Source organism: Bacillus cereus group sp. RP29 (genome assembly GCF_040459765.1).
Taxonomy (GTDB): Bacteria; Bacillota; Bacilli; order Bacillales; family Bacillaceae_G; genus Bacillus_A; species Bacillus_A paranthracis.
This window is the reverse complement of record NZ_JARVHN010000001.1, coordinates 4,772,332-4,795,000: the sequence shown is the minus strand read 5'-3', so window position 1 is coordinate 4,795,000 and position 22,669 is coordinate 4,772,332. Positions and strand designations below refer to the sequence as shown.

Below are 22,669 nucleotides of genomic sequence, written 5' to 3'. Positions count from 1 at the left end.
TAAGCATGAAGCCCCCCTCAAGATGAGATTTCCCATAGCGTAAGCTAGTAAGATCCCTGAAAGATGATCAGGTTGATAGGTTCGAGGTGGAAGCATGGTGACATGTGGAGCTGACGAATACTAATAGATCGAGGACTTAACCATATAATATGTAGCAATGTTATCTAGTTTTGAGAGAACATAAAAAACTTGTTGACTTTTAAAGAAAATAAGTTATAATAATGATTGTCTCAAAAGAATAATGTCTGGTAATGATGGCAGAGAGGTCACACCCGTTCCCATACCGAACACGGAAGTTAAGCTCTCTAGCGCCGATGGTAGTTGGGACCTTGTCCCTGTGAGAGTAGGACGTTGCCAGGCAATATTATTCCGCAGTAGCTCAGCGGTAGAGCTATCGGCTGTTAACCGATCGGTCGTAGGTTCGATTCCTACCTGCGGAGCCATTGGAGAGCTGTCCGAGTTGGCCGAAGGAGCACGATTGGAAATCGTGTATACGTCACAAGCGTATCAAGGGTTCGAATCCCTTGCTCTCCGCCATAGGATTTATAATATTTGGCCCGTTGGTCAAGTGGTTAAGACACCGCCCTTTCACGGCGGTAACACGGGTTCGAATCCCGTACGGGTCACCACTTTTGGAGGATTAGCTCAGCTGGGAGAGCACCTGCCTTACAAGCAGGGGGTCGGCGGTTCGATCCCGTCATCCTCCACCATATAAACTATATGAATAATATTATCGCGGGGTGGAGCAGCACGGTAGCTCGTCGGGCTCATAACCCGAAGGTCGCAGGTTCAAATCCTGTCCCCGCAACCAAATGGTCCCGTGGTGTAGTGGTTAACATGCCTGCCTGTCACGCAGGAGATCGCCGGTTCGACCCCGGTCGGGACCGCCATTTTAATAAGGCTCGGTAGCTCAGTCGGTAGAGCAGAGGACTGAAAATCCTCGTGTCGGCGGTTCGATTCCGTCCCGAGCCACCATTTACTTTAATAAAATACGCCGGCTTAGCTCAATTGGTAGAGCAACTGACTTGTAATCAGTAGGTTGGGGGTTCAAGTCCTCTAGCCGGCACCATGTAAGTTTCGGAGGGGTAGCGAAGTGGCTAAACGCGGCGGACTGTAAATCCGCTCCTTCGGGTTCGGCAGTTCGAATCTGCCCCCCTCCACCATTTACATAGGGGCATAGTTTAAAGGTAGAACTGAGGTCTCCAAAACCTCCAGTGTGGGTTCGATTCCTACTGCCCCTGCCAAATATATTTACACAACATGGCGGTTGTGGCGAAGTGGTTAACGCACCGGATTGTGGCTCCGGCATTCGTGGGTTCGATTCCCATCAGTCGCCCCATTTTTATTTTAAAAATTATAAATAATCTAATGGATACTTACATATAATTAAGTAAGAATTCGATGGGCTATAGCCAAGCGGTAAGGCAACGGACTTTGACTCCGTCATGCGCTGGTTCGAATCCAGCTAGCCCAGCCATTTTTGCGGAAGTAGTTCAGTGGTAGAATACAACCTTGCCAAGGTTGGGGTCGCGGGTTCGAATCCCGTCTTCCGCTCCAGTAAAATTTTATATGGCGGCATAGCCAAGTGGTAAGGCAGAGGTCTGCAAAACCTTTATCACCGGTTCAAATCCGGTTGCCGCCTTTTCTTTTGTGCCGATGTGGCGGAATTGGCAGACGCGCACGACTCAAAATCGTGTTCCTTCGGGAGTGTCGGTTCGACCCCGACCATCGGTATCACGAACGGCGTAATAAAAAGACTCTACACCAAATGTGTAGAGTCTTTTTATATTTTCATCACACTACAAAATAAGCATAAATAGTGTGTTGGTGAAATGGTAGAATTTTTTTGCTAAATTATGTTATGTGCTTCTAAAATTCGTAATAAACGTAGGAATTCATGTATAATATAACTTGTCGAAAGAACAAAATGATAGTGATTTATATTATGTCTGTAATATGAATCAAAAATGAACTTTTTATATTTCTTTTAAAAATGTGTTGAACACACATGATATTTCATATTAATATTTTTATGTAGATTTAAAACGGGAAAGAGAGTGGAAAGTATGGGTCGTAAATGGAATAATATTAAAGATAAAAAAGCATCAAAAGATGCAAATACTAGCCGTATATACGCGAAATTTGGACGTGAAATTTATGTAGCGGCAAAACAAGGCGAGCCAGATCCGGAATCAAACCAAGCGCTTAGAGTTGTATTAGAACGTGCGAAAACATACAATGTTCCAAGAACAATTATCGATCGTGCAGTTGAAAAAGCAAAAGGTGGTTCAGAAGAAAATTATGACGAGCTTCGTTATGAAGGATTCGGACCAAATGGAGCTATGGTAATTGTAGATACACTTACAAACAACGTAAACCGTACTGCAGCAGATGTACGAGCTGCATTTAGCAAAAACGGTGGTAACATGGGTGTAAACGGTTCTGTAGCTTACATGTTTGATGCAACAGCTGTTATCGGCCTTGAAGGGAAAACATCAGATGAAGTTCTTGAGATTTTAATGGAAGCAGATGTGGATGCACGTGACATACTTGAAGAAGAAGATGCTGTTATCGTGTATGCTGAACCAGATCAATTCCATGCAGTACAATCTGCTCTTAAAGATGCGGGTGTTGAAGAATTTACAGTTGCCGAATTAACAATGCTTGCACAAAACGATGTAACACTTCCTGAAGATGCACAAGCACAATTTGAAAAAATGGTTGATGCATTAGAAGATTTAGAAGATGTACAACAAGTTTATCACAACGTAGACTTAGGAGAATAATACGATAAAAGCCCCTGTTCGTTTAACGAATAGGGGCTTTTTTAATAAAGGTATTTTATTGTAAACAGGGAATATGCTTATAGGGATATATGAAATATTCATTATTGCTAGGAGGCTTAACATGGAACAAAAAACACCAAAACATATCGTTGCTGTAGCAGGCTATTTAACAAATGAAAAAGATGAAGTGTTATTAGCAAAGGTACACTGGCGAGCTGATACGTGGGAGTTACCAGGAGGACAGGTAGAAGAAGGGGAAGCACTCGATCAAGCTGTTTGTAGGGAAATGCTTGAGGAGACGGGTTTAACTGTGAAGCCGCTTGGAGTTACAGGAGTTTATTATAATGCTTCCATGAACATTTTAGCTGTCGTTTTTAAAGTAGTATATGTAAGCGGTGAAATAAAAATTCAACATGAAGAAATACAAGAGGCTAAATTTGTAGCTTTAAACGAAGAGAACATAAATGAGTATATAACGCGTCCTCATATGAAATCCAGAACGCTTGATGCGATGAGAGCAACCCATTTCATTCCGTATGAAACGTGGGAAGTGCAGCCGTATAACTTAATAGGAAGATTGTAAAGAAAAGAGTAGCCGATTTGAGATACAGTCAAATCACTACTCTTTTTTGTATACTGTTTAAGAAAAAGGTCAAAATAATAATAGCGTTAGTATTGATTTGAAGAACGTTTGTTCTGTATAATATATGATATATTATGTACATTTAGATTACTAGATACTCAAAAGTATATATATTGGTAGATGATATAATGAAAATAGGGCGCTTTAATAGAGAAAGTATAATAGCCTTAAGATCTAATCTGCTATTGATTTAGCATAATCTATATTCAATATTTCAGATGAATAGTAGATAAAAAAGGACTGTGATACAATACTTTTTTATCCCGCTATTTGCCGGGCAGCCAGATTGGTGGGGGTCTGATGAAAGTTTCAATTTATACCTTACAATGATGTAAGGTACGTGTAAGAGAAATCGATGGGATATTTTTTTACAACAAGGTATTCTTAAAGTAAGAGTTATACGCTATGTGGAAAAGAGGTGTTTAAGATGAAAGAACGAGTATTATCTAGGGTGAATTATCATCAAAAAGTTGCATTAAATCCAATGACTAAGTTTTTTTATAAAGCCATTATTTTATTATTATTGTTAAGTTTTACGTTATTATTCATTGGAAATGTAATGATTGAGAAAAGTGATATTAGTAAATTACATGTACCGGCTAAGTTAGAGGTACCAGAATCATTGACACATGCATTTATTGCGACAGAAGATAAAAGGTTTTATCATCATAACGGTTTAGATTATATAGCGATTGTCAGAGCGTCTGTTGAAAATATAAAAGCTGGTGGTGTTGTGCAAGGCGGAAGCACAATTACACAGCAGTTATCTAAAAATGCTTTTTTAACGAATGAACGTACATTTTCTCGTAAGTGGAAAGAGATTTTCTATACGAAAAAAATTGAACGTACATTTACGAAGGATGAAATTTTAAAATTGTATGTAAGCAATATTTATTACGGAGAAGGAGCATGGGGAATTGAAAAAGCAGCAAACCTATACTTCGGTAAAAAGGTGAGCCAATTAACATTGGCTGAAAGTGCAATGATGGCTGCTGTAGTAAAGGCACCTGCTTATTACTCACCGGCACAAAATTATGATAAGGCCGTAGAGAGACGAAATGTCGTTTTGAGATTGATGGAGAAAGAAGGCTATATCAATCATGATGAGTATGTGCAAGCAGTTAGTGAGAAGTTAGTCATTCGTCATGATATAAAAACAGAGCAGTCGATGTTAAATAGTGCTCGTGAAAAAGCAGTAAGCTAATGGAAGTTCCTACATAGGAGCTTCTTTTTTTGAATAAATTGTGACAAATCGTGACACAATATCGTCACAATTATTGTGTTTTTGTAATTTATGTGAGCGTGTTCATTGCGTGACGTATATAAGTGTTGATATTATGTGTATTGTGTACAATGCTGTATACAGAATATGAAATTAAAGAGGAATGTATATGAAATCATCGAACAAACTCATGGCTCTTGGTATAGTTTTTTCCATTGCAGTATTGATTGTGATCGGAACGATTGCGTATAGCATCATAAATGACAAAAAAGATAAAGGGAATGAGATGTTTGCTTATTCCACACAACAATCTTTAGGGAAAGATGATGCTCCGGTTAAGGTAGTTGAATTTGGAGACTTCAAATGTCCCGCTTGTCGTACTTGGGATGTAACAGTATTGCCACGATTAAAAGAAGAGTATATTGATAAAGGTAAAGTGCAGTTATACTTTATTAATTTTCCGTTTATTGGGAAAGACTCTGATTTAGGTGCAGCAGCTGGTGAAGCAATTTATAAACAAGATAAAGATTCATTCTGGACTTTCTATGATGAGATTTATCAAAGTCAAAAGAAAGATACGGAAGAATGGATTACAGAAGAATTACTTCTTAACATTGTGAAAGAGAAGCTTCCGAAAGTTGATGTAGATCAATTTAAGAAAGATTTACACAGTAAAGAAATAAAAGAAAAAGTACGTAAAGATTCAGATCGTGCTCAAAAATTAAAAGTTCAAGGTGCTCCTTCAGTATATATAAACGGAAATCTTGCAAACCCTGATTTCGATAGTATGAAGAAGGCGATTGATAAAGAATTGAAAAAGTGATGAGCTACTCATCACTTTTTCGACTTTTTTCGATAAAATTCTTGCTTCCGCTTTTTTTACATGCTATACTACTTTACATAAGTTATTCTAATATCTTATATGTATTTCATATTTGCGGGTGTAGTTTAGTGGTAAAACAAGAGCCTTCCAAGCTCTGGTCGAGAGTTCGATTCTCTTCACCCGCTCCAAATTTTATTAAATGTTTTTCTATAAATTGTGATCAACGCAGTGTTTCGTTTCCGAGATAAACGAGGCATTGCGTTTTTTAATGTTTGGAAAACGTAATTGTATGCGAAAATAGAAGTAAAGAATAGTATTCCGAAAGTGAATTGCTAACTAATAGATCGTTACATAAAGGATGGATTCATCTGAGGAGGCGATTAGGAATGGATTTTGAACAATTAAAGCAAGATGTTATTGCGTATAGTAAAACGATTGGTATAGATAAAATAGGCTTTGCTAGTGCTTCACCATTTGAAGAATTAAAGCAGCGGTTAATCCAGCAGCAACAATTAAATTATCAATCTGGATTTGAAGAGCCTGATATAGAAAAGAGAACGAATCCACAGCTTCTATTACCTGGTGCAAAATCAATTATTGCGATTGCATTAGCGTATCCTTCAAAATTAAAAAATGCACCATTAAGTAAGCGTGGAGAACGCCGTGGGATTTTTTGTCGTGCTTCTTGGGGACAAGATTATCATCTAGTTTTACGAGATCGTTTGCAGAAATTAGAAGCATATTTAATCGAAAAACTTCCCGATATAGAAGTTAAGTCAATGGTTGATACGGGTGAATTAAGTGATCGAGCTGTTTCAGAGCGTGCTGGTATTGGATGGAGCGGTAAGAACTGCTCTATTATTACACCTGAATTTGGTTCGTATGTATATTTAGGAGAAATGATTACAAACGTTCCATTCCCACCAGATCAGCCGATAGAAGATCAATGCGGGAGCTGTACAAAGTGTATTGATATTTGTCCTACAGGTGCTTTAATACAAGGAGGACAGTTAGATTCGAAGAAGTGTATAGCATTTTTAACACAGACGAAAGGATTCCTACCAGAAGAGTATCGCGACAAAATAGGTAATCGTATTTATGGATGTGATACGTGTCAGACAGTTTGTCCGAAAAATAAAGGAATGGATTTTCATAATCACCCTGAGATGGAACCAGATCCTGAGTTAGTTAAACCGTTATTAACACCGCTTTTAACAATTAGCAATCGTGACTTTAAAGAGAAATATGGAATTATGTCTGGTTCATGGAGAGGTAAAAAACCGTTGCAACGAAATGCAATTTTGGCACTTGCACATTTTAAAGAAGCATCAGCAATTCCAGATTTAATAGGTGTTATGAAAGATGATCCAAGACCAGTGCTTCGCGGGACGGCAGCGTGGGCGCTTGGAAAAATTGGTGGAGACGGCGTGGGCGAAGCTATTGAAAAAGCGATGCAACGTGAGAAAGACGAAGAGGTTCTTCATGAAATGAATCGCGGACTTGAACTGTTAGCGCAGAAAAAAGAGTAGATAATATCTCCCTTTTTCATATTGTAATATGGGAGGGAGACGAAATGGTTGTAAAAATAAATATTGAAAAGCAAGTCCAACACTTTTTAGCATATATAACAGAGAAACGAACAAATGTAGATGGTATTGCTGAAGATTTATTGCAAATAGCAAAGAGAAAGAAACAATTATTTCAAAAGCGTAATGCAGAGATAGTAAAAGCAACTGCGGATGTTTCTTTTATGAGGCAATTAAATAATAGCAATCATCAAGAAATTGATTATCAAATACATTTTAAATATTTAATTAAGCATAAAGAATTATTTTATATTGAAGAGGAACAATTAAAACGAAGAGTTTGTTTAAATAATAGCCGGATAATAGGTGATTATGCTATTGAAGTGCCAGAAGCAGTTGGAATGAGTGAGACATTAGAAAGGGAAGTTACAAAAGAGAAGTACGGTTCCTATCAGTACAACCGTTTAGAGGCAGTTAAATATGCAGAGCGTTGGTGGGATGATCGAAACCCTGCATATCGTAATTTCCCTGATAATTGTACGAATTTTATTTCTCAATGTCTTCATACTGGAGAAGTACCAATGAATGGATATCCTAATATTCGTAAAGGATGGTGGCAAAGGGAGAATCAGTGGAGTTGGAGCTGGGCTGTTGCACACTCTTTTTATTGGTATTTGTCAGGTGCTACATCAGGACTTCGAGCTGAAGCTGTAGAAAGGCCAGAGGACCTTATTCTTGGTGATGTCATCGCTTATGATTTCGAGGATGATGGTAGGTGGAACCATACGACGATTGTAGTAGCAAAAGACGCAGATGGTATGCCACTTGTAAATGCACATTCAGCGAATAGCCGTCGGCGTTATTGGAACTATGAAGATTCTAGTAAATATACACCACAAATGAAATATAAATTCTTTCATATTATTAATGGGTAGAGATTTTTCGCTCAAGTGGTATAATACGTAGTAGACAAAAAACAGAGGTGAATATCGCGTGGGAGTACATGTTGTTTTATATCAACCAGAAATTCCAGCAAATACAGGGAATATTGCTCGTACTTGTGCAGCAACTGGAACAGAATTACATTTGATTAGACCGCTTGGATTTTCAACGGATGATAAAATGTTAAAGCGTGCAGGATTAGATTATTGGCAGCACGTGAAAATTACGTATTATGATTCAATTGAAGAGTTTTATGAGAAAAATAAAGACGGTGAATTCTTCTATTTAACAAAGTATGGCGAGAAAGCTCATACAGCGTTTGATTATAGCAAACGTGAGAAGGATTACTATTTTGTATTTGGAAGAGAAACGAACGGCTTACCAGCTAATGTAATCGAAGAAAATTTCGATCATTGTTTACGTATTCCAATGACTGATAAAGTGCGTTCATTAAATTTATCTAATACAGCAGCTATTTTAATTTATGAAGCATTCCGTCAACAAAATTATCCAGGATTAGATTTAGAAATTGTTTATTAAAAGTCGCCATATGGCGACTTTTTTTCTAAAAATAAAAATAATATGTAATCATACATTTAAAAAAGGATACATATTCATATAAAATGGGATATATGAATAAAAATAGATCAGACGGGTTGAGATAAATATGAAGGAACAATATAGTAATCAAAATACCTTTTTAAGTATGATAGATATGGATTTAATAAGAAGAGGATTATTACATGCTATTCAAGATTTAGTATTTATTGTGAAAGTTATTGATGATGAAACATTTACATATATTTATGTAAATAAGTTAGGTATGGATTATGCGAAGCTAAGTGAAGAATGTTATGGAAAAACTTTTGCAGAAGTATTACCGGAAGATACGGCGGAAATATTGCAAGTGCAATATGCAAAAGTAGCGAGCGAAGCGAAAGCACATACCTTTTGTGATGTAGTTAGTTTACCAACTGGTAATTTACATTATGAATCTTCACTTAATCCTGTATTTGATGAAGAAGGAGTATGTCAGTTTATTATTTGTATTACAAGGGATATCACAGCTCAAATAGAGGAGAAGATGGAGATAGAGGAAAAACAAATGCTGTTTAAGTCATTACTAGAATATAATAATGACTCCATCATATCTATAGATTCTATAGGAAGAATTACATATGCAAATCCAGCAACGTATGAAATATTTGGATACCGATTTGAAGAATTAAATAATAAGTTTATTTTTGAATTTATTAATAAAGAATATGAAAAAGATTTTCAAATTATATTTAAAGAAGCCATGCAAGGAAGGGCAAAGCAAATTGTTTCAAAGAAATATGTTCATAAAGAAGGGTATGAGCTCTATATTTCCTTGAGAACTATCCCGATTATTGTAAATGGTGAAATTGTTGGAGTATATATTGTTACAAGGGATGTTACAAAGCAAATATTAAATGAAATGAGAACGGAATATTTAGCTTATTATGATCAGCTAACAGGATTAATGAATAGAATTTCATGTACAAATAAGTTAAATGATTTTTTAAATGAGAAGGTAGCTTTTGCGTTTATCTTTATAGATTTAGATGAATTTCACCTTATTAATGATACGTTTGGTCATAAAGAAGGAGATAAAGTGTTACAAAAAGTTACAGAATGTTTAAGCAGTTTTCAAATACCCGGTATACACTTATTTAGAGAACACGATGATCAATTTGTTATGTTAATAGAAAATATAACGAAAGAACGTGTAGAGGGAGTTTCCAAAAACATACTGAAAAGGATTAGTGAACATTTTGTAATCGAAGAAGAGGACGTGTATTTAAGTGCTTCAATCGGAATTGTAATGGCTCCAACAGATGGAGAAGATGAAAAGATATTATTCCAAAGAGTTGATGCTGCTTTGGAAAAAGCAAAAGAAAAAGGAAAAGGGCATTATCATTTTTATTGCAGTGGGTTAGATTGTGAGCGTGAACAAAGATTTATAATAGAAAACCAATTACATCGTGCTATAGAAAAAAATGAATTCTTCTTATATTATCAGCCGCAAATTAATATTGAAACGAAAAAAATAGCTAGTATGGAGGCTTTAATAAGGTGGGAGAATAAAGAATTAGGATTTGTCTCTCCCAATCAATTTATTCCGCTAGCAGAAAGAACAGGATTTATTATTAAGCTTGATGAATGGGTAGTAAATGAAGTGTGTCGACAAATACGCGAATGGTTAAATAAAGGATATGAAGTTGTCCCAATTGCAGTTAATATTTCAGCCAGGCATTTTCGCTCTATTACATTAATAGAGATGATTACACGAGCTTTACATAAGTACAATGTACCAGCTCATTTATTAGCGATAGAGGTTACAGAAGGAGCCCTTATACATAAAGATATATCGAAAAGAGTATTGCTACAATTAAAAGAACAAAATTTAAAGATTCATTTAGATGATTTTGGTACAGGGTATTCATCTTTGAGTTATTTAAAAACGTATCCAATTGATACTTTGAAAATTGATCGTTCTTTTATGGAAGGTATACATGTAGATGAACGCGATACGAATATTACGGCTGCAATTATTCATCTAGCTCATACGTTGGAATTGAATGTAATTGCAGAAGGGGTAGAAAAAGCGGAACAAATACAATTTTTGAAGGAAAAGAATGTGAAGTTTGTACAAGGTTATTATTATAGCCGCCCTTTATCAAAATATGATGTGGAAAATGTGTATTATAAATAATCGATAAAAAAAGTGATGTGCTAAGAAGCACATCACTTTTTATGTGTACCGGGTTTATCATTGTAACCAGATGTAAAAATAGCTGTAAGAAATGTGAGTGATACACCTAAAATTAATAATAATTTCATACTAATATCCCTCCTATTTTTTCAGTTTACGAATCTGAAATATGAATCGAAATGTATGTAATGTTCTTGGAAGAAAAGAATTTATTTAAAATGAATAGAGATGTAAAAACTTTAATACCTATATTATACAGAATTTTCTTTGAATTTTGGAGAGAATTTTATAACACTACTGTATATTTCATTTTGATTTAAAGAATGTTTAAGGACATCCTAGCATACCTTTTATAATAATCCGATTGAACAAGGAGATGGGGGAGGAGCTATAATGGATATTCTAAAAAAAATTGAACAGCATCGAGAAGCAGAAGAACGCTTACAATGGGAAGGTACGTTTGCGGAGTATTTGGAGCTTGTGAAGGAAAGACCATGGGTGGCTCAAACAGCACACTCTCGCATTTACAATATGATAAAAGATGCTGGAATTGAAGAAGTTGATGGTAGAAGAAAGTATAACTTCTTTAGTAATCAGCTATTTGGGTTAGAGGATGCTTTAGAACGTCTTGTAGAGGAATATTTTCATCCGTCTGCAAAACGATTAGATGTTAGAAAACGTATTTTATTATTAATGGGTCCTGTTAGTGGAGGTAAATCAACATTAGTTACGATGTTGAAACGAGGATTAGAAACATATTCAAGAACAGATCGAGGAGCAATTTTTGCAATTAAAGGGTGCCCAATGCATGAAGATCCACTTCATTTAATTCCGCATCATTTACGAGATGATTTCTTTGATGAGTATGGAGTAAGAATTGAAGGGAATTTATCACCACTCAACGTTATGCGCCTAGAGCAAGAATATGGTGGGAGAATTGAAGATGTAGTTGTGGAGCGTATTTTCTTCTCTGAAGATCGCCGAACTGGTATTGGTACATTTAGCCCTTCTGATCCTAAATCACAAGATATTGCAGATTTAACAGGTAGCTTGGACTTTTCTACAATTGCAGAATATGGTTCAGAATCAGATCCACGAGCGTATCGCTTCGATGGAGAATTGAATAAGGCAAACCGTGGGATGATGGAATTCCAAGAGATGTTAAAATGCGACGAGAAGTTTTTATGGCATTTATTATCGCTTACACAAGAAGGGAATTTTAAAGCGGGAAGATTTGCACTTATTTCAGCAGATGAATTAATTGTAGCGCATACGAATGAAACAGAGTATCGCTCTTTCATAGCAAATAAGAAAAATGAAGCATTACACTCAAGAATTATTGTAATGCCAGTTCCATATAATTTACGAGTGAGTGAAGAAGAACATATTTATGAAAAAATGATTCGTGAAAGTGACGTGTCCGATGTGCACATTGCACCGCATACACTTCGGGTTGCAGCAATGTTTACGATTTTAACTCGTTTAAAAGATCCGAAGCGTCCAGATATTGATTTAATTAAAAAGATGCGTTTGTATGATGGAGAAACGGTAGAAGGTTATAATGCGATTGATGTAGAGGAGTTGCAACGCGAATATCAAGATGAAGGTATGAAAGGTATTGATCCTCGTTACGTTATTAACCGCATTTCTTCTACAATTATTCGAAAAGAGGTACCATCTATTAATGCTCTAGATGTGCTTAGATCTTTAAAAGATGGATTGGATCAGCATCCATCGATTAGTAATGAAGACCGAGAGCGCTATATGAACTTCATTTCATTAGCAAGAAAAGAATATGATGAAATTGCTAAAAAAGAAGTACAAAAAGCGTTTGTTTATTCGTATGAAGAATCCGCTAAGACACTTATGGATAATTACTTAGACAACGTTGAGGCGTACTGCAATAAGTCGAAATTACGTGATCCGTTAACAGGTGAAGAAATGAGCCCAGATGAAAAGTTAATGCGCTCGATTGAGGAGCAAATTGGAATTTCAGAAAATGCTAAAAAAGCATTCCGGGAAGAAATATTAATTCGCATCTCTGCTTATGCACGTAAAGGAAAACGCTTCGACTATAATTCGCACGAACGTCTTCGTGAAGCGATTCAGAAGAAGCTATTTGCTGATTTAAAAGATATAGTGAAAATTACAACATCAACGAAAACACCAGACGAAAATCAGCTGAAGAAAATTAATGATGTTGTTGCACGTTTAATTGATGAGCACGGCTATAATTCTTCTTCAGCAAATGAATTATTACGCTATGTAGGTAGTCTGCTAAACCGATAGTTTGATAACAAAACGCTGTCTCTTGTATTTTGCGGGACAGCGTTTTATTATCCAGTCATATGTGTAAGGTGTCATACCTTGTCCAAATGCAATAAATTAAGATGCAATTTTATGAATTTATTGTCAATTATTTTTACAATATGCATATGATAGAGTAACCAACCATTCATACGAAAAAAGCCAACACAATACAATATGTTGCAAAGTGTAAATGTGTGCAACTATGCATTGTGTTTCTTTCTTATCAAAGGCTGAATGATTCTTTTCTAGTATGTGAGTGGCAAAATTTTGTTTAGGATGCTCGGAGTATTATATGAAAAACGTTATATATGTTTATGGGATGATTTTCGATGGGCAGTTACCTTTCATTCTAGCTGGTACAGTATAAAACAAAATTTCTAGCTTGCTGTTCATATAGGAAGACAATTACAGTAAGGAGGGAAAGAAATGGGTGAAGAAAACCAACCAAATTATACGATTTCACAGGAAAACTGGTCCCTCCATCGCAAAGGATATGACGACCAACAACGCCATCAAGAGAAAGTACAAGAGGCAATTAAGAATAATTTACCCGATCTTGTAACAGAAGAAAGCATTGTTATGTCTAATGGTAAGGATGTTGTAAAAATACCGATTCGTTCTTTAGATGAATATAAGATTAGGTACAATTATGATAAAAACAAACACGTTGGGCAAGGAAATGGTGACAGCAAAGTTGGTGATGTCGTTGCGAGAGATGGATCAGGTGGTCAAAAGCAAAAAGGACCAGGAAAAGGGCAAGGAGCAGGGGATGCGGCTGGAGAAGATTATTATGAAGCTGAAGTCTCTATTTTGGAATTAGAGCAAGCATTTTTCAAAGAATTAGAATTACCTAATTTAAAGAGAAAAGAAATGGATGAAAACAAGATTGAACATGTTGAATTTAATGATATTAGAAAAACGGGATTATGGGGCAATATCGATAAGAAAAGAACGATGATATCCGCATATAAACGAAATGCGATGCGTGGTAAAGCATCTTTTCATCCAATTCATCAAGAAGATTTAAAGTTCCGTACTTGGAATGAAGTATTAAAGCCAGATTCAAAAGCTGTTGTATTAGCGATGATGGATACGAGTGGATCGATGGGAATATGGGAGAAATATATGGCACGGAGCTTCTTTTTCTGGATGACGAGATTTCTACGCACAAAGTATGAAACAGTAGATATTGAATTTATTGCCCATCATACGGAGGCAAAAGTAGTTCCAGAGGAAGAGTTTTTCTCAAAAGGAGAAAGTGGTGGAACAATTTGTTCTTCTGTATACAAAAAAGCACTCGAGCTAATTGATAATAAATACTCACCAGACCGCTATAATATTTATCCATTCCATTTTTCAGACGGTGATAATTTAACATCAGATAATGCTAGATGTGTAAAACTTGTTGAAGAATTAATGAAGAAGTGTAATATGTTTGGATATGGGGAAGTGAATCAGTACAATCGCCACAGTACACTTATGTCAGCCTATAAAAATATTAAAGATGAAAACTTCAGATATTATATTTTAAAGCAAAAAGCAGATGTATTCCATGCGATGAAGAGCTTTTTTAGAGAAGAATCAGGAGAGAAAATGGCATAACCCCTTTTTGAGGGGTTATTTTTTTGTAAACTTTTTATTTTTTTAGTTGACATTGATAATGAAAATCATTATCAATTATTCGAGAAATGATTACATTTTAACTTATATATTTTGGAGGAGATGTCAAGTTGAAAAGAAATAAAAGAAAACATATAAATGCAATGATTATAGCGGCGACGTTATCACTTCCGTTTGCTGTTTATTCAACACCTGCTTTAGCGGCAGTAGCAATTGAGGCGAATAAAACGGGACAAGGTTTAGAAGATGGTACATATGACGCTGTTATTAAAGCGTATAAAGATAAAACAAATGAAGAGTCTATGGCAGCTGTTTATATAAAAAATCCGAAATTAACAGTTGAGAACGGAAAGAAAATTGTAACAGCAACGTTAAGTGATAGTGATTTCTTTCAATACTTGAAAACAGAGGATATACATACTCCTGGTGTGTTTCATGATGTGAAAGTAATATCAGAAGATAAAAAGAAAAATGGAACGAAAGTGATTCAGTTTGAAGTAGGGGAATTAGGAAAAAGGTATAATATGCAAATGCATATTTATATTCCGACAATGGCTTATGACAATAAGTATCAAGTACAGTTTGAAGTAAATACATTGAATTTAGAAAATAATGTTCCAGAAGCACAAAAGGAAAATAAAGAGGATAAAGTGGATCAACAAGATGAAAATGGAAATGTAATATTAGATAAGCAATTACAAAAGCATATTAATAAATATAACTTGAATAGAGAAAATTTAGATACCCCAATAACTAAGGAAGATTTATTAAAAGTTAAATCTTTAATAGTCGTTGAAGCTAAAAGTAAAGGAATAAAAGACGTAAGCGGTCTAGAATATATGAAGAACTTAGAAAACTTAACGTTGGAAGAAGTTAAGTTAGAAAATATAAAATTTATCTCGAATTTGAGGCAATTGAAATCATTAAGTATAACCTATGGCGAACTTGAAGATATTGGACCTTTGGCTGAGTTAGAACATATTGAGAGTTTAAGCTTGAGAAATAATAAAATTTCAGATTTAAGCCCACTAAGTCAAATGAAGAAGATTAAATTGCTAGATTTAAATAGTAATTATATAAAAGATATTAAACCATTATTTACAGCGAAATCTTTAAGGACTTTGACTGTAGCAAATAATCAAATTAGTAATGCTAATCTTGCTGGGATTGAGCAACTGAAGAATGTGAAGAGTTTATCTTTAAGTAACAATGGACTTACTAATATTGAACATATTACACCAATGAAAAAATTAGTAGAGTTAGACCTTTCTAAAAATGAATTAGAAAACATCGAACCTTTATCAAGAATGTCTACTGTACAATCACTTAATTTAGAAGAAAACTATATTTCAGATATAACACCACTTAGTCAATTAACAGGTTTATATGATTTAAAGCTAGCGTCAAATGAAATTCGTGATGTTAGACCGGTTCAAGAGTTAGGAAAAAGAATGTACATTGACGTTCAAAGACAAAAAATCTTTTTAGATGATGTAGAAAAAGATAAGGAAGTTAAAATACCTATCTATAATTTACAAGGCGAGCCACTCGATACTATTCAATTAAAGAATGGAGATGGAATAGTTAATAATGGTTCTGTTAAATGGAGTACTACCGGTGAAAAAACATATGAATTTATATTAGATATAAAGCCAGAAGAAAATCGTATTAAGTTTAATGGAACAGTAATTCAAAATGTTGTTGAAAGGTTAGATGAAATAAAAGAGGATAATGAACAAAAGGAAAATGTAATTCTCGATAAAACTTTACAACAACATATTAATAAAGAGAATTTAGGTAGAGAGAATTTAAACGCTCCTATCACAAAAGAAGATTTATTACAGATTAAAAAATTAGAGATCCTTAAAGAAAAAGGAAAAGAGATAAAAGATATAACAGGCTTAGAATACATGATGAACTTAGAAAAACTCACTTTGGAAGGAGTAGGTCTGAAAAATATTGAGTTCATCTTAAACATGAAACAATTGAATAATTTGAATGTATCTCATAATCAAATTGAAGATACTACTCCATTATCTTCATTAAAAAATTTACAATGGTTAAATCTTACAGATAATCGTATTAAAGATGTGTCAGTTCTTGGATCAATGTTAGACTTACTTAGTTTAAAATTAGCTGAAAATAAGATTCGTGATGTAAGGCCGTTAATACAATTAGGCCAGTGGGGAACAATTGATGTTAGAAGGCAAAAGGTCATTTTGGATGATGCAGAAATAAATAAAGAAGTGAAAATACCTGTATATGATTTAGAAGGGGAACGAATTGAAAAGATTACGTTAAAGAGTGCAGGTGGAATGCTTACTGATGAGGGAATCATTTGGAGTACTCTAGGAGAAAAAATATATGAATTTGACTTGGATGCAGATCATTATGAGACGGGCATATTATATAGTGGCATCGTCATGCAGAATATAGTAGAAAAATTAATACCGAAAGAAGAAGTGAAAGAAACGATAAAAGAAGTTGAAGAAACAAAAGAAGAAGTGAAAGAAACGATAAAAGAAGTTGAAGAAGAGCAAGAGGAAGTAAAAGAGCCAATAAAAGAAGTTGAAGAGGTAAAAGAAGAAGTGGACGAGCCAACAACAGGAGTTGAAGGGGCGAAAGCTGAGATAAAAGGAACAGGAAAAGAAATTGAAGGTTCAAAAGACGCAGTAAATCAATCCACAGTAGTCCAAGAACAAAACGTGAATAATCAAGTTGTGAAAGAAAATAAACCAGTTGTTAATAAGCAAGAAGAAAGTAAGAAATCATTAGGAGCAACAGGTGGACAAGAGAATACCTCAATATTACTTTCAGGCATAGCGTTAGTTCTTTCAGCATTGAGTATGTTTGTATTTAGAAAGAGATTATTTAAGAAATAAAAAACGTTTTATTTTATTATAATGTAATATGATTATATGAGTTTTTAAGAAGACATTATCATGGCGATTTCATTTTGAAATATGCTTATGATGATGTCTTTTTTAGAAGGAGATAAATGGAAAAGGTGTCGGAGAGCGGTTATTACAAGCTTCAATTCAATATATTTTCTCCTTCCAAGGGATGAGAGAGGTAGAACTATGTTTGAATACGAATTATGATCGTGCGATGAAGTTGTACAAGAAAGTAGGTTTTGAGGAGAAGGCATGTTTACAACACTATATAATAGAGTAAAAAACCCCATTCGTATGAAAATTATATTTCATACGAATGGGGTTTTTTAATTTACTTTTTTCCTCATTTATCATGGATTTAGAAATAATTTGAGGTGCCAATCGCTACATAACCTTTTTTATTTTTTTCGGAACTTCTTTCGTTTGCAAATTAACATCTTCTTTTCGTAGCTCTTTAAAGAGTGAAGTAACCATAAGGACGACTACGATAGAAAATGGTAGTGCTGCGATGATCGCTGCAATTTGCAGTGCATTTAATCCTCCAGCTTGTAATAAAATAGCTGCAATAATCGCGATTGTTAATCCCCATATAAGTTTTAAACTATTTTTTGGTGATAAGCTTCCGTTACTCGTTTGCATAGAAACGACAAATGTTGCCGAGTCAGCAGAAGTAACGAAAAATGTGGCTACTAAAATTAACCCGATAATTGTTAAAAATGTAGAGAACGGTAGATGTGAAATAACAGCAAATAATCCAATCTCTGTACCATTTTTTGCGATTTCATCAGCTATACCAAGCGATTGGAACATTTCCATATGGATAGCGGTACCGCCAAATACTGCAAACCAAAATGTGCAGATGAGAGTTGGGACTAATACAACTCCAAAAATAAATTCTTTTATTGTGCGTCCTTTAGAAATACGGGCGATGAATGTACCGACGAATGGGGACCAAGAGATCCACCATCCCCAATAGAAAATAGTCCAGTTTTCTATCCAAGAAGAAGATTTTTCATTAAATGCTCCTAAATTTAATCCCATACTAGGTAAAGCTCCAATATAAGAACCGAGTGTAGATGTGAAATATTTCATAATAAATACAGTTGGTCCTAAAAGTAAGAAGGAGACGAGTAATATACCTGCAAGAGAGAAATTTAAGTTACTCAAATATTTAATCCCACGATCTAAGCCTGTTTGTGCACTTGTTAAATATAAAACAGCGAAGATAGCGATAAGTACGAGCTGTGTAAGTAAAGTGTTATGAATAGAAGGGAATAAATAGCTTAATCCTCCAGCAATTTGTTGAGCACCAATCCCAACAGATGGCACAATACCAAATACTGTGGCTAAAACAGCTAAAATATCGACTGTTTTTCCGATAGGAGAATTTTTCGATCGATTAAATAATGGAGTAACTGTAGCCCCAATTGTGCTACCTTTTTGTTTGCGGAATGTGAAATATGCAATTGTTAAAGCAACCATTGCGTATAGTGCCCATGGAAAGAGGCCCCAGTGGAAAAATGAATATTGCATAGCGAGTTTGGCACTTTCCTCTGTACCTGCTTTTCCTGTTAATGGATTTGTAAAATGTGAAATCGGTTCAGCGATTCCATAAAAGAGGAGTCCAATTCCCATTCCTGCTCCAAACAACATGGATAGCCAAGATGGATAACTATACTTTGGTTTTTCTCCATCTTTACCAAGACGAATAGAACCGTATTTAGAGAATGCTAAATACGTGGCTAAAATAATCATTGCAGTCATAAGTAGAGAGTAAAACCATCCAAATTTATTGAGGATAAATGAGTTTAAAGAAGATGTAACGCTTTGTAAATCATAGCCTTGTATCCAACTTGCCGGGGTAATTCCCCATATGATGAATAATGTTGTTAGCAAGATGGAGATATAGAATACACTGTTTTCTTTTTTTATCACAGAATCCCACCCTTGTTTAATAAAGTTAACAATTATATTAATCATAACAATTGAAAGGTGAATTGTCAAAAAATTCGATTTTTAACATGTGTAAAAGGACTGTTTAATCGCTAAAGATTCATAACTATTGGTGGCTAGATAGTGGGGAGGTTGTTCACGATATGTACAAAATGTAAGAAGAAATAATATGAAATATTGCATTTTATATTGTTGTATCTAGATTTTATGTTAAATTCTTGGATGGAATATTAAAATAGGGGGCAAGGATATGAACAAGAAATCAAAGATCAATAAAGTGATGCTTAGCATTAGTACAATGGCTCTATCGCTGGGGGCAATTCAAACTCATGCATCAGCAGAAGAAAAGGTGCCATATAATGTATTGCATTCGAAACCAGTAGGAATTGAAAAGCCAGTAGATGAGATTGGACACGTTTCTAAAGCGGAGGAAACATTATCGTTTCAAGAACGGTTAAAAGTAGGAGACTTTTCACAACGACCAGCATCTATTCCGAACAAAGCGGCAGTAAAGCAAGTTAAAGAAAGCTATTCAATGGCTGATTTAAACAAAATGAATGATCAAGAATTAGTCGAAACGTTAGGTAGTATTAAGTGGCACCAAATTACAGACTTATTCCAGTTTAATGAAGATGCAAAAGCTTTTTATAAAGATAAAGGGAAAATGCAAGTCGTTATAGATGAATTAGCTCATCGGGGTAGTACATTTACGAAAGATGATTCAAAAGGAATTCAAACGTTTACGGAAGTGCTACGTTCAGCTTTTTATCTGGCATTTTATAATAACGAATTAAGTGAATTAAATGAAAGAAGTTTCCAGGACAAATGTTTACCTGCTTTAAAATCTATCGCAAAAAATCCAAACTTTAAGCTTGGTACAGCTGAACAAGATACAGTCGTATCTGCATACGGAAAATTGATTAGTAACGCTTCAAGTGATGTTGAAACGGTTCAATACGCAGCTAATATTTTAAAACAATATAATGATAATCTTCATACGTATGTAGACGATCGTATGAAAGGACAAGCTGTATACGATATTATGCAAGGGATTGACTATGATATACAGTCTTACTTAATTGAGGCTCGTAAAGAAGCGAATGAAACGATGTGGTATGGAAAAGTAGATGGGTTTATTAATGAAATAAATCGTATTGCTCTTCTAAATGAAGTAACACCAGAAAATAAGTGGCTCGTTAATAATGGAATTTACTTTGCTAGTCGTTTAGGGAAGTTTCATAGCAATCCAAATAAAGGATTAGAAGTTGTGACACAGGCAATGCATATGTATCCACGTTTAAGTGAGCCGTATTTTGTCGCAGTAGAACAAATTACAACAAATTATAACGGAAAAGATTATAGCGGGAATACAGTAGATTTAGAGAAAATACGTAAAGAAGGAAAAGAACAGTACTTACCAAAAACGTATACATTTGATGATGGATCTATCGTATTTAAAACAGGAGATAAAGTATCGGAAGAAAAAATTAAGAGACTATACTGGGCTGCAAAGGAAGTAAAAGCGCAGTATCATCGTGTAATTGGGAATGATAAAGCGTTAGAGCCGGGCAATGCAGATGATATATTAACGATCGTAATTTATAACAGTCCAGAAGAGTACCAATTAAATAGACAACTGTATGGATATGAAACGAACAACGGTGGAATTTATATTGAAGAAACAGGAACATTCTTTACATATGAACGCACGCCAGAACAAAGTATTTATAGTTTAGAAGAATTATTCCGCCATGAGTTTACCCATTATCTTCAAGGGAGATATGAAGTGCCAGGTTTATTCGGAAGAGGAGATATGTATCAAAATGAAAGGTTAACTTGGTTCCAAGAAGGAAATGCAGAGTTTTTCGCAGGGTCTACTCGAACAAATAATGTAGTACCGAGAAAGAGCATCATTAGTGGATTATCATCTGATCCTGCAAGTCGTTATACAGCAGAGCGTACATTATTTGCTAAATACGGTTCTTGGGATTTCTATAATTACTCGTTCGCATTGCAGTCTTACTTATATACGCATCAGTTTGAAACATTTGATAAAATTCAAGATTTGATTCGTGCGAATGACGTGAAAAATTATGATGCATATCGTGAAAATCTAAGTAAAGATCCTAAGTTAAATAAAGAGTATCAAGAGTATATGCAGCAGCTAATCGATAATCAAGATAAATATAATGTACCGGCAGTAGCAGATGATTATTTAGCTGAACATGCCCCAAAATCATTAACAGCAGTAGAGAAAGAAATGACTGAAACGTTGCCGATGAAAGATGCAAAAATGACAAAACATAGCTCCCAATTCTTTAATACATTTACATTAGAAGGTACGTATACAGGTAGTGTAACAAAAGGTGAGTCAGAAGATTGGAACGCAATGAGTAAGAAAGTAAATGAAGTTTTGGAACAACTTGCGCAAAAAGAATGGAGTGGCTACAAAACTGTTACAGCATATTTCGTCAATTATCGTGTAAATAGCTCAAATGAATTTGAATATGATGTAGTCTTCCACGGTATCGCAAAAGATGACGGAGAAAATAAAGCTCCAACGGTTAATATAAATGGCCCTTATAATGGACTTGTAAAAGAAGGTATTCAATTTAAAAGCGACGGCTCAAAAGATGAAGATGGAAAAATCGTTTCTTATTTATGGGACTTTGGAGACGGAAGCACAAGTGCAGAAGTAAATCCAGTACATGTATATGAAAGAGAAGGTTCATATAAAGTAGCGTTAATAGTAAAAGATGATAAAGGGAAAGAGAGTAGAAGCGAAACAACGGTTACGGTTAAAGATGGAAGTTTAACAGAATCAGAACCAAATAATCGCCCGGAGGAAGCAAATCGTATTGGACTAAACACTACGATAAAAGGTAGCCTTATCGGCGGGGATCACACTGATGTTTATACATTTAGTGTAGCATCAGCGAAAAATATTGATATTTCCGTTTTAAATGAGTATGGAATCGGGATGACATGGGTACTTCACCATGAATCAGATATGCAAAATTATGCTGCTTACGGTCAAGCAAATGGCAATCATATAGAGGCAAACTTTAATGCAAAACCAGGTAAATATTACTTGTATGTATATAAATATGATAATGGCGATGGAACATACGAATTATCAGTAAAATAAGTGCTTTTCCAATGTATGTTTAACTTTACTTTTTGTGGAAAATAGTATATTATATAGATATATAA

Annotated in this window: 13 protein-coding genes, 16 tRNA genes, 2 rRNA genes and 1 pseudogene (1 of these 32 cut by a window edge); 31 read left to right on the top strand and 1 reads right to left on the bottom strand. The window is 34.9% G+C overall.

Annotated features, from left to right (window positions below):
- From QCI47_RS25450 to QCI47_RS25305, 30 genes and pseudogenes are all read left to right on the top strand, one after another.
- Window positions 1-144: ribosomal RNA gene (locus tag QCI47_RS25450) — 23S ribosomal RNA — on the top strand; it begins 2,778 nt to the left of the window's first position.
- A gap of 100 nt (window positions 145-244) precedes the next feature.
- A 5S ribosomal RNA gene (gene rrf / locus QCI47_RS25445) occupies window positions 245-360 on the top strand.
- Between the two features lie 8 nt (window positions 361-368).
- Window positions 369-443 (top strand) — tRNA-Asn (locus tag QCI47_RS25440).
- A 2-nt stretch (window positions 444-445) separates the two neighbouring features.
- Window positions 446-537 (top strand) — tRNA-Ser (locus tag QCI47_RS25435).
- Window positions 538-554: 17 nt separating this feature from the next.
- Window positions 555-629 (top strand) — tRNA-Glu (locus QCI47_RS25430).
- Between the two features lie 5 nt (window positions 630-634).
- A tRNA-Val gene (locus QCI47_RS25425) sits at window positions 635-710 on the top strand.
- Window positions 711-734: 24 nt separating this feature from the next.
- Window positions 735-811, top strand: a tRNA-Met gene (locus tag QCI47_RS25420).
- A gap of 3 nt (window positions 812-814) precedes the next feature.
- A tRNA-Asp gene (locus QCI47_RS25415) sits at window positions 815-890 on the top strand.
- A gap of 9 nt (window positions 891-899) precedes the next feature.
- Window positions 900-975: transfer RNA gene (locus QCI47_RS25410), tRNA-Phe, on the top strand.
- 18 nt (window positions 976-993) lie between these two features.
- Window positions 994-1,069 (top strand) — tRNA-Thr (locus tag QCI47_RS25405).
- A 10-nt stretch (window positions 1,070-1,079) separates the two neighbouring features.
- Window positions 1,080-1,163, top strand: a tRNA-Tyr gene (locus QCI47_RS25400).
- Between the two features lie 7 nt (window positions 1,164-1,170).
- Window positions 1,171-1,244 (top strand) — tRNA-Trp (locus QCI47_RS25395).
- Between the two features lie 19 nt (window positions 1,245-1,263).
- Window positions 1,264-1,339, top strand: a tRNA-His gene (locus tag QCI47_RS25390).
- A gap of 63 nt (window positions 1,340-1,402) precedes the next feature.
- Window positions 1,403-1,477: transfer RNA gene (locus tag QCI47_RS25385), tRNA-Gln, on the top strand.
- A 5-nt stretch (window positions 1,478-1,482) separates the two neighbouring features.
- Window positions 1,483-1,557: transfer RNA gene (locus tag QCI47_RS25380), tRNA-Gly, on the top strand.
- Between the two features lie 14 nt (window positions 1,558-1,571).
- Window positions 1,572-1,642: transfer RNA gene (locus tag QCI47_RS25375), tRNA-Cys, on the top strand.
- Window positions 1,643-1,652: 10 nt separating this feature from the next.
- Window positions 1,653-1,734 (top strand) — tRNA-Leu (locus QCI47_RS25370).
- Between the two features lie 332 nt (window positions 1,735-2,066).
- Window positions 2,067-2,786, top strand: a complete 720-nt coding sequence (locus QCI47_RS25365) for a YebC/PmpR family DNA-binding transcriptional regulator (RefSeq protein WP_000532946.1) — start codon at window positions 2,067-2,069, stop codon at window positions 2,784-2,786.
- 121 nt (window positions 2,787-2,907) lie between these two features.
- Entirely contained in the window at window positions 2,908-3,369 is a 462-nt protein-coding gene (locus QCI47_RS25360) for an NUDIX hydrolase (protein WP_074544172.1), read from the top strand.
- 487 nt (window positions 3,370-3,856) lie between these two features.
- Window positions 3,857-4,633 carry a transglycosylase domain-containing protein gene (locus tag QCI47_RS25355; RefSeq protein ID WP_000664704.1) on the top strand — a complete coding sequence of 259 codons (777 nt, stop codon included), beginning with the start codon at window positions 3,857-3,859 and terminating at the stop codon, window positions 4,631-4,633.
- Window positions 4,634-4,820: 187 nt separating this feature from the next.
- Complete coding sequence (locus QCI47_RS25350; protein ID WP_000842720.1) at window positions 4,821-5,474, top strand: DsbA family protein; 654 nt, start codon at window positions 4,821-4,823, stop codon at window positions 5,472-5,474.
- Window positions 5,475-5,588: 114 nt separating this feature from the next.
- A tRNA-Gly gene (locus QCI47_RS25345) sits at window positions 5,589-5,662 on the top strand.
- Window positions 5,663-5,860: 198 nt separating this feature from the next.
- Entirely contained in the window at window positions 5,861-7,003 is a 1,143-nt protein-coding gene (gene queG, locus QCI47_RS25340; protein WP_000345218.1) for a tRNA epoxyqueuosine(34) reductase QueG, read from the top strand.
- 44 nt (window positions 7,004-7,047) lie between these two features.
- Window positions 7,048-7,935 carry an amidase domain-containing protein gene (locus QCI47_RS25335; RefSeq protein ID WP_000260539.1) on the top strand — a complete coding sequence of 296 codons (888 nt, stop codon included), beginning with the start codon at window positions 7,048-7,050 and terminating at the stop codon, window positions 7,933-7,935.
- 58 nt (window positions 7,936-7,993) lie between these two features.
- Complete coding sequence (gene trmL / locus QCI47_RS25330; RefSeq protein WP_000538147.1) at window positions 7,994-8,482, top strand: tRNA (uridine(34)/cytosine(34)/5-carboxymethylaminomethyluridine(34)-2'-O)-methyltransferase TrmL; 489 nt, start codon at window positions 7,994-7,996, stop codon at window positions 8,480-8,482.
- Window positions 8,483-8,609: 127 nt separating this feature from the next.
- The gene (locus QCI47_RS25325; RefSeq protein ID WP_000664307.1) at window positions 8,610-10,679 is read left to right on the top strand and encodes a sensor domain-containing protein; all 2,070 of its coding nucleotides are present in this window, start codon (window positions 8,610-8,612) and stop codon (window positions 10,677-10,679) included.
- 393 nt (window positions 10,680-11,072) lie between these two features.
- Entirely contained in the window at window positions 11,073-12,968 is a 1,896-nt protein-coding gene (locus tag QCI47_RS25320) for a PrkA family serine protein kinase (RefSeq protein ID WP_000353279.1), read from the top strand.
- 447 nt (window positions 12,969-13,415) lie between these two features.
- Window positions 13,416-14,591, top strand: coding sequence for a sporulation protein YhbH (yhbH, locus tag QCI47_RS25315; protein WP_000503505.1), 1,176 nt, complete (start codon window positions 13,416-13,418; stop codon window positions 14,589-14,591).
- Window positions 14,592-14,719: 128 nt separating this feature from the next.
- Entirely contained in the window at window positions 14,720-17,491 is a 2,772-nt protein-coding gene (locus tag QCI47_RS25310; RefSeq protein WP_353811981.1) for an NEAT domain-containing protein, read from the top strand.
- 121 nt (window positions 17,492-17,612) lie between these two features.
- Window positions 17,613-17,783 (top strand): annotated as a pseudogene (locus tag QCI47_RS25305) (GNAT family N-acetyltransferase); the annotation flags it as partial.
- 104 nt (window positions 17,784-17,887) lie between these two features.
- On the opposite strand, the gene opuD reads toward QCI47_RS25305, so the two are convergent.
- The gene (gene opuD, locus QCI47_RS25300; RefSeq protein ID WP_309422440.1) at window positions 17,888-19,438 is read right to left on the bottom strand and encodes a glycine betaine transporter OpuD; all 1,551 of its coding nucleotides are present in this window, start codon (window positions 19,436-19,438) and stop codon (window positions 17,888-17,890) included.
- 268 nt (window positions 19,439-19,706) lie between these two features.
- On the opposite strand from opuD, the gene colA reads away from it, so the two are divergent.
- Window positions 19,707-22,604 carry a collagenase ColA gene (colA, locus tag QCI47_RS25295; protein ID WP_073536203.1) on the top strand — a complete coding sequence of 966 codons (2,898 nt, stop codon included), beginning with the start codon at window positions 19,707-19,709 and terminating at the stop codon, window positions 22,602-22,604.
- Window positions 22,605-22,669: the final 65 nt, after the last annotated feature.

Bases quoted from the DNA above. Each gene is read 5' to 3' on its own strand.
- colA (WP_073536203.1), top strand. From the start codon at position 19,707: ATGAACAAGAAATCAAAGATCAATAAAGTGATGCTTAGCATTAGTACA.
- QCI47_RS25325 (WP_000664307.1), top strand. From the start codon at position 8,610: ATGAAGGAACAATATAGTAATCAAAATACCTTTTTAAGTATGATAGAT.
- QCI47_RS25365 (WP_000532946.1), top strand. From the start codon at position 2,067: ATGGGTCGTAAATGGAATAATATTAAAGATAAAAAAGCATCAAAAGAT.
- QCI47_RS25320 (WP_000353279.1), top strand. From the start codon at position 11,073: ATGGATATTCTAAAAAAAATTGAACAGCATCGAGAAGCAGAAGAACGC.
- queG (WP_000345218.1), top strand. From the start codon at position 5,861: ATGGATTTTGAACAATTAAAGCAAGATGTTATTGCGTATAGTAAAACG.
- QCI47_RS25335 (WP_000260539.1), top strand. From the start codon at position 7,048: ATGGTTGTAAAAATAAATATTGAAAAGCAAGTCCAACACTTTTTAGCA.
- QCI47_RS25350 (WP_000842720.1), top strand. From the start codon at position 4,821: ATGAAATCATCGAACAAACTCATGGCTCTTGGTATAGTTTTTTCCATT.
- QCI47_RS25360 (WP_074544172.1), top strand. From the start codon at position 2,908: ATGGAACAAAAAACACCAAAACATATCGTTGCTGTAGCAGGCTATTTA.
- QCI47_RS25355 (WP_000664704.1), top strand. From the start codon at position 3,857: ATGAAAGAACGAGTATTATCTAGGGTGAATTATCATCAAAAAGTTGCA.
- yhbH (WP_000503505.1), top strand. From the start codon at position 13,416: ATGGGTGAAGAAAACCAACCAAATTATACGATTTCACAGGAAAACTGG.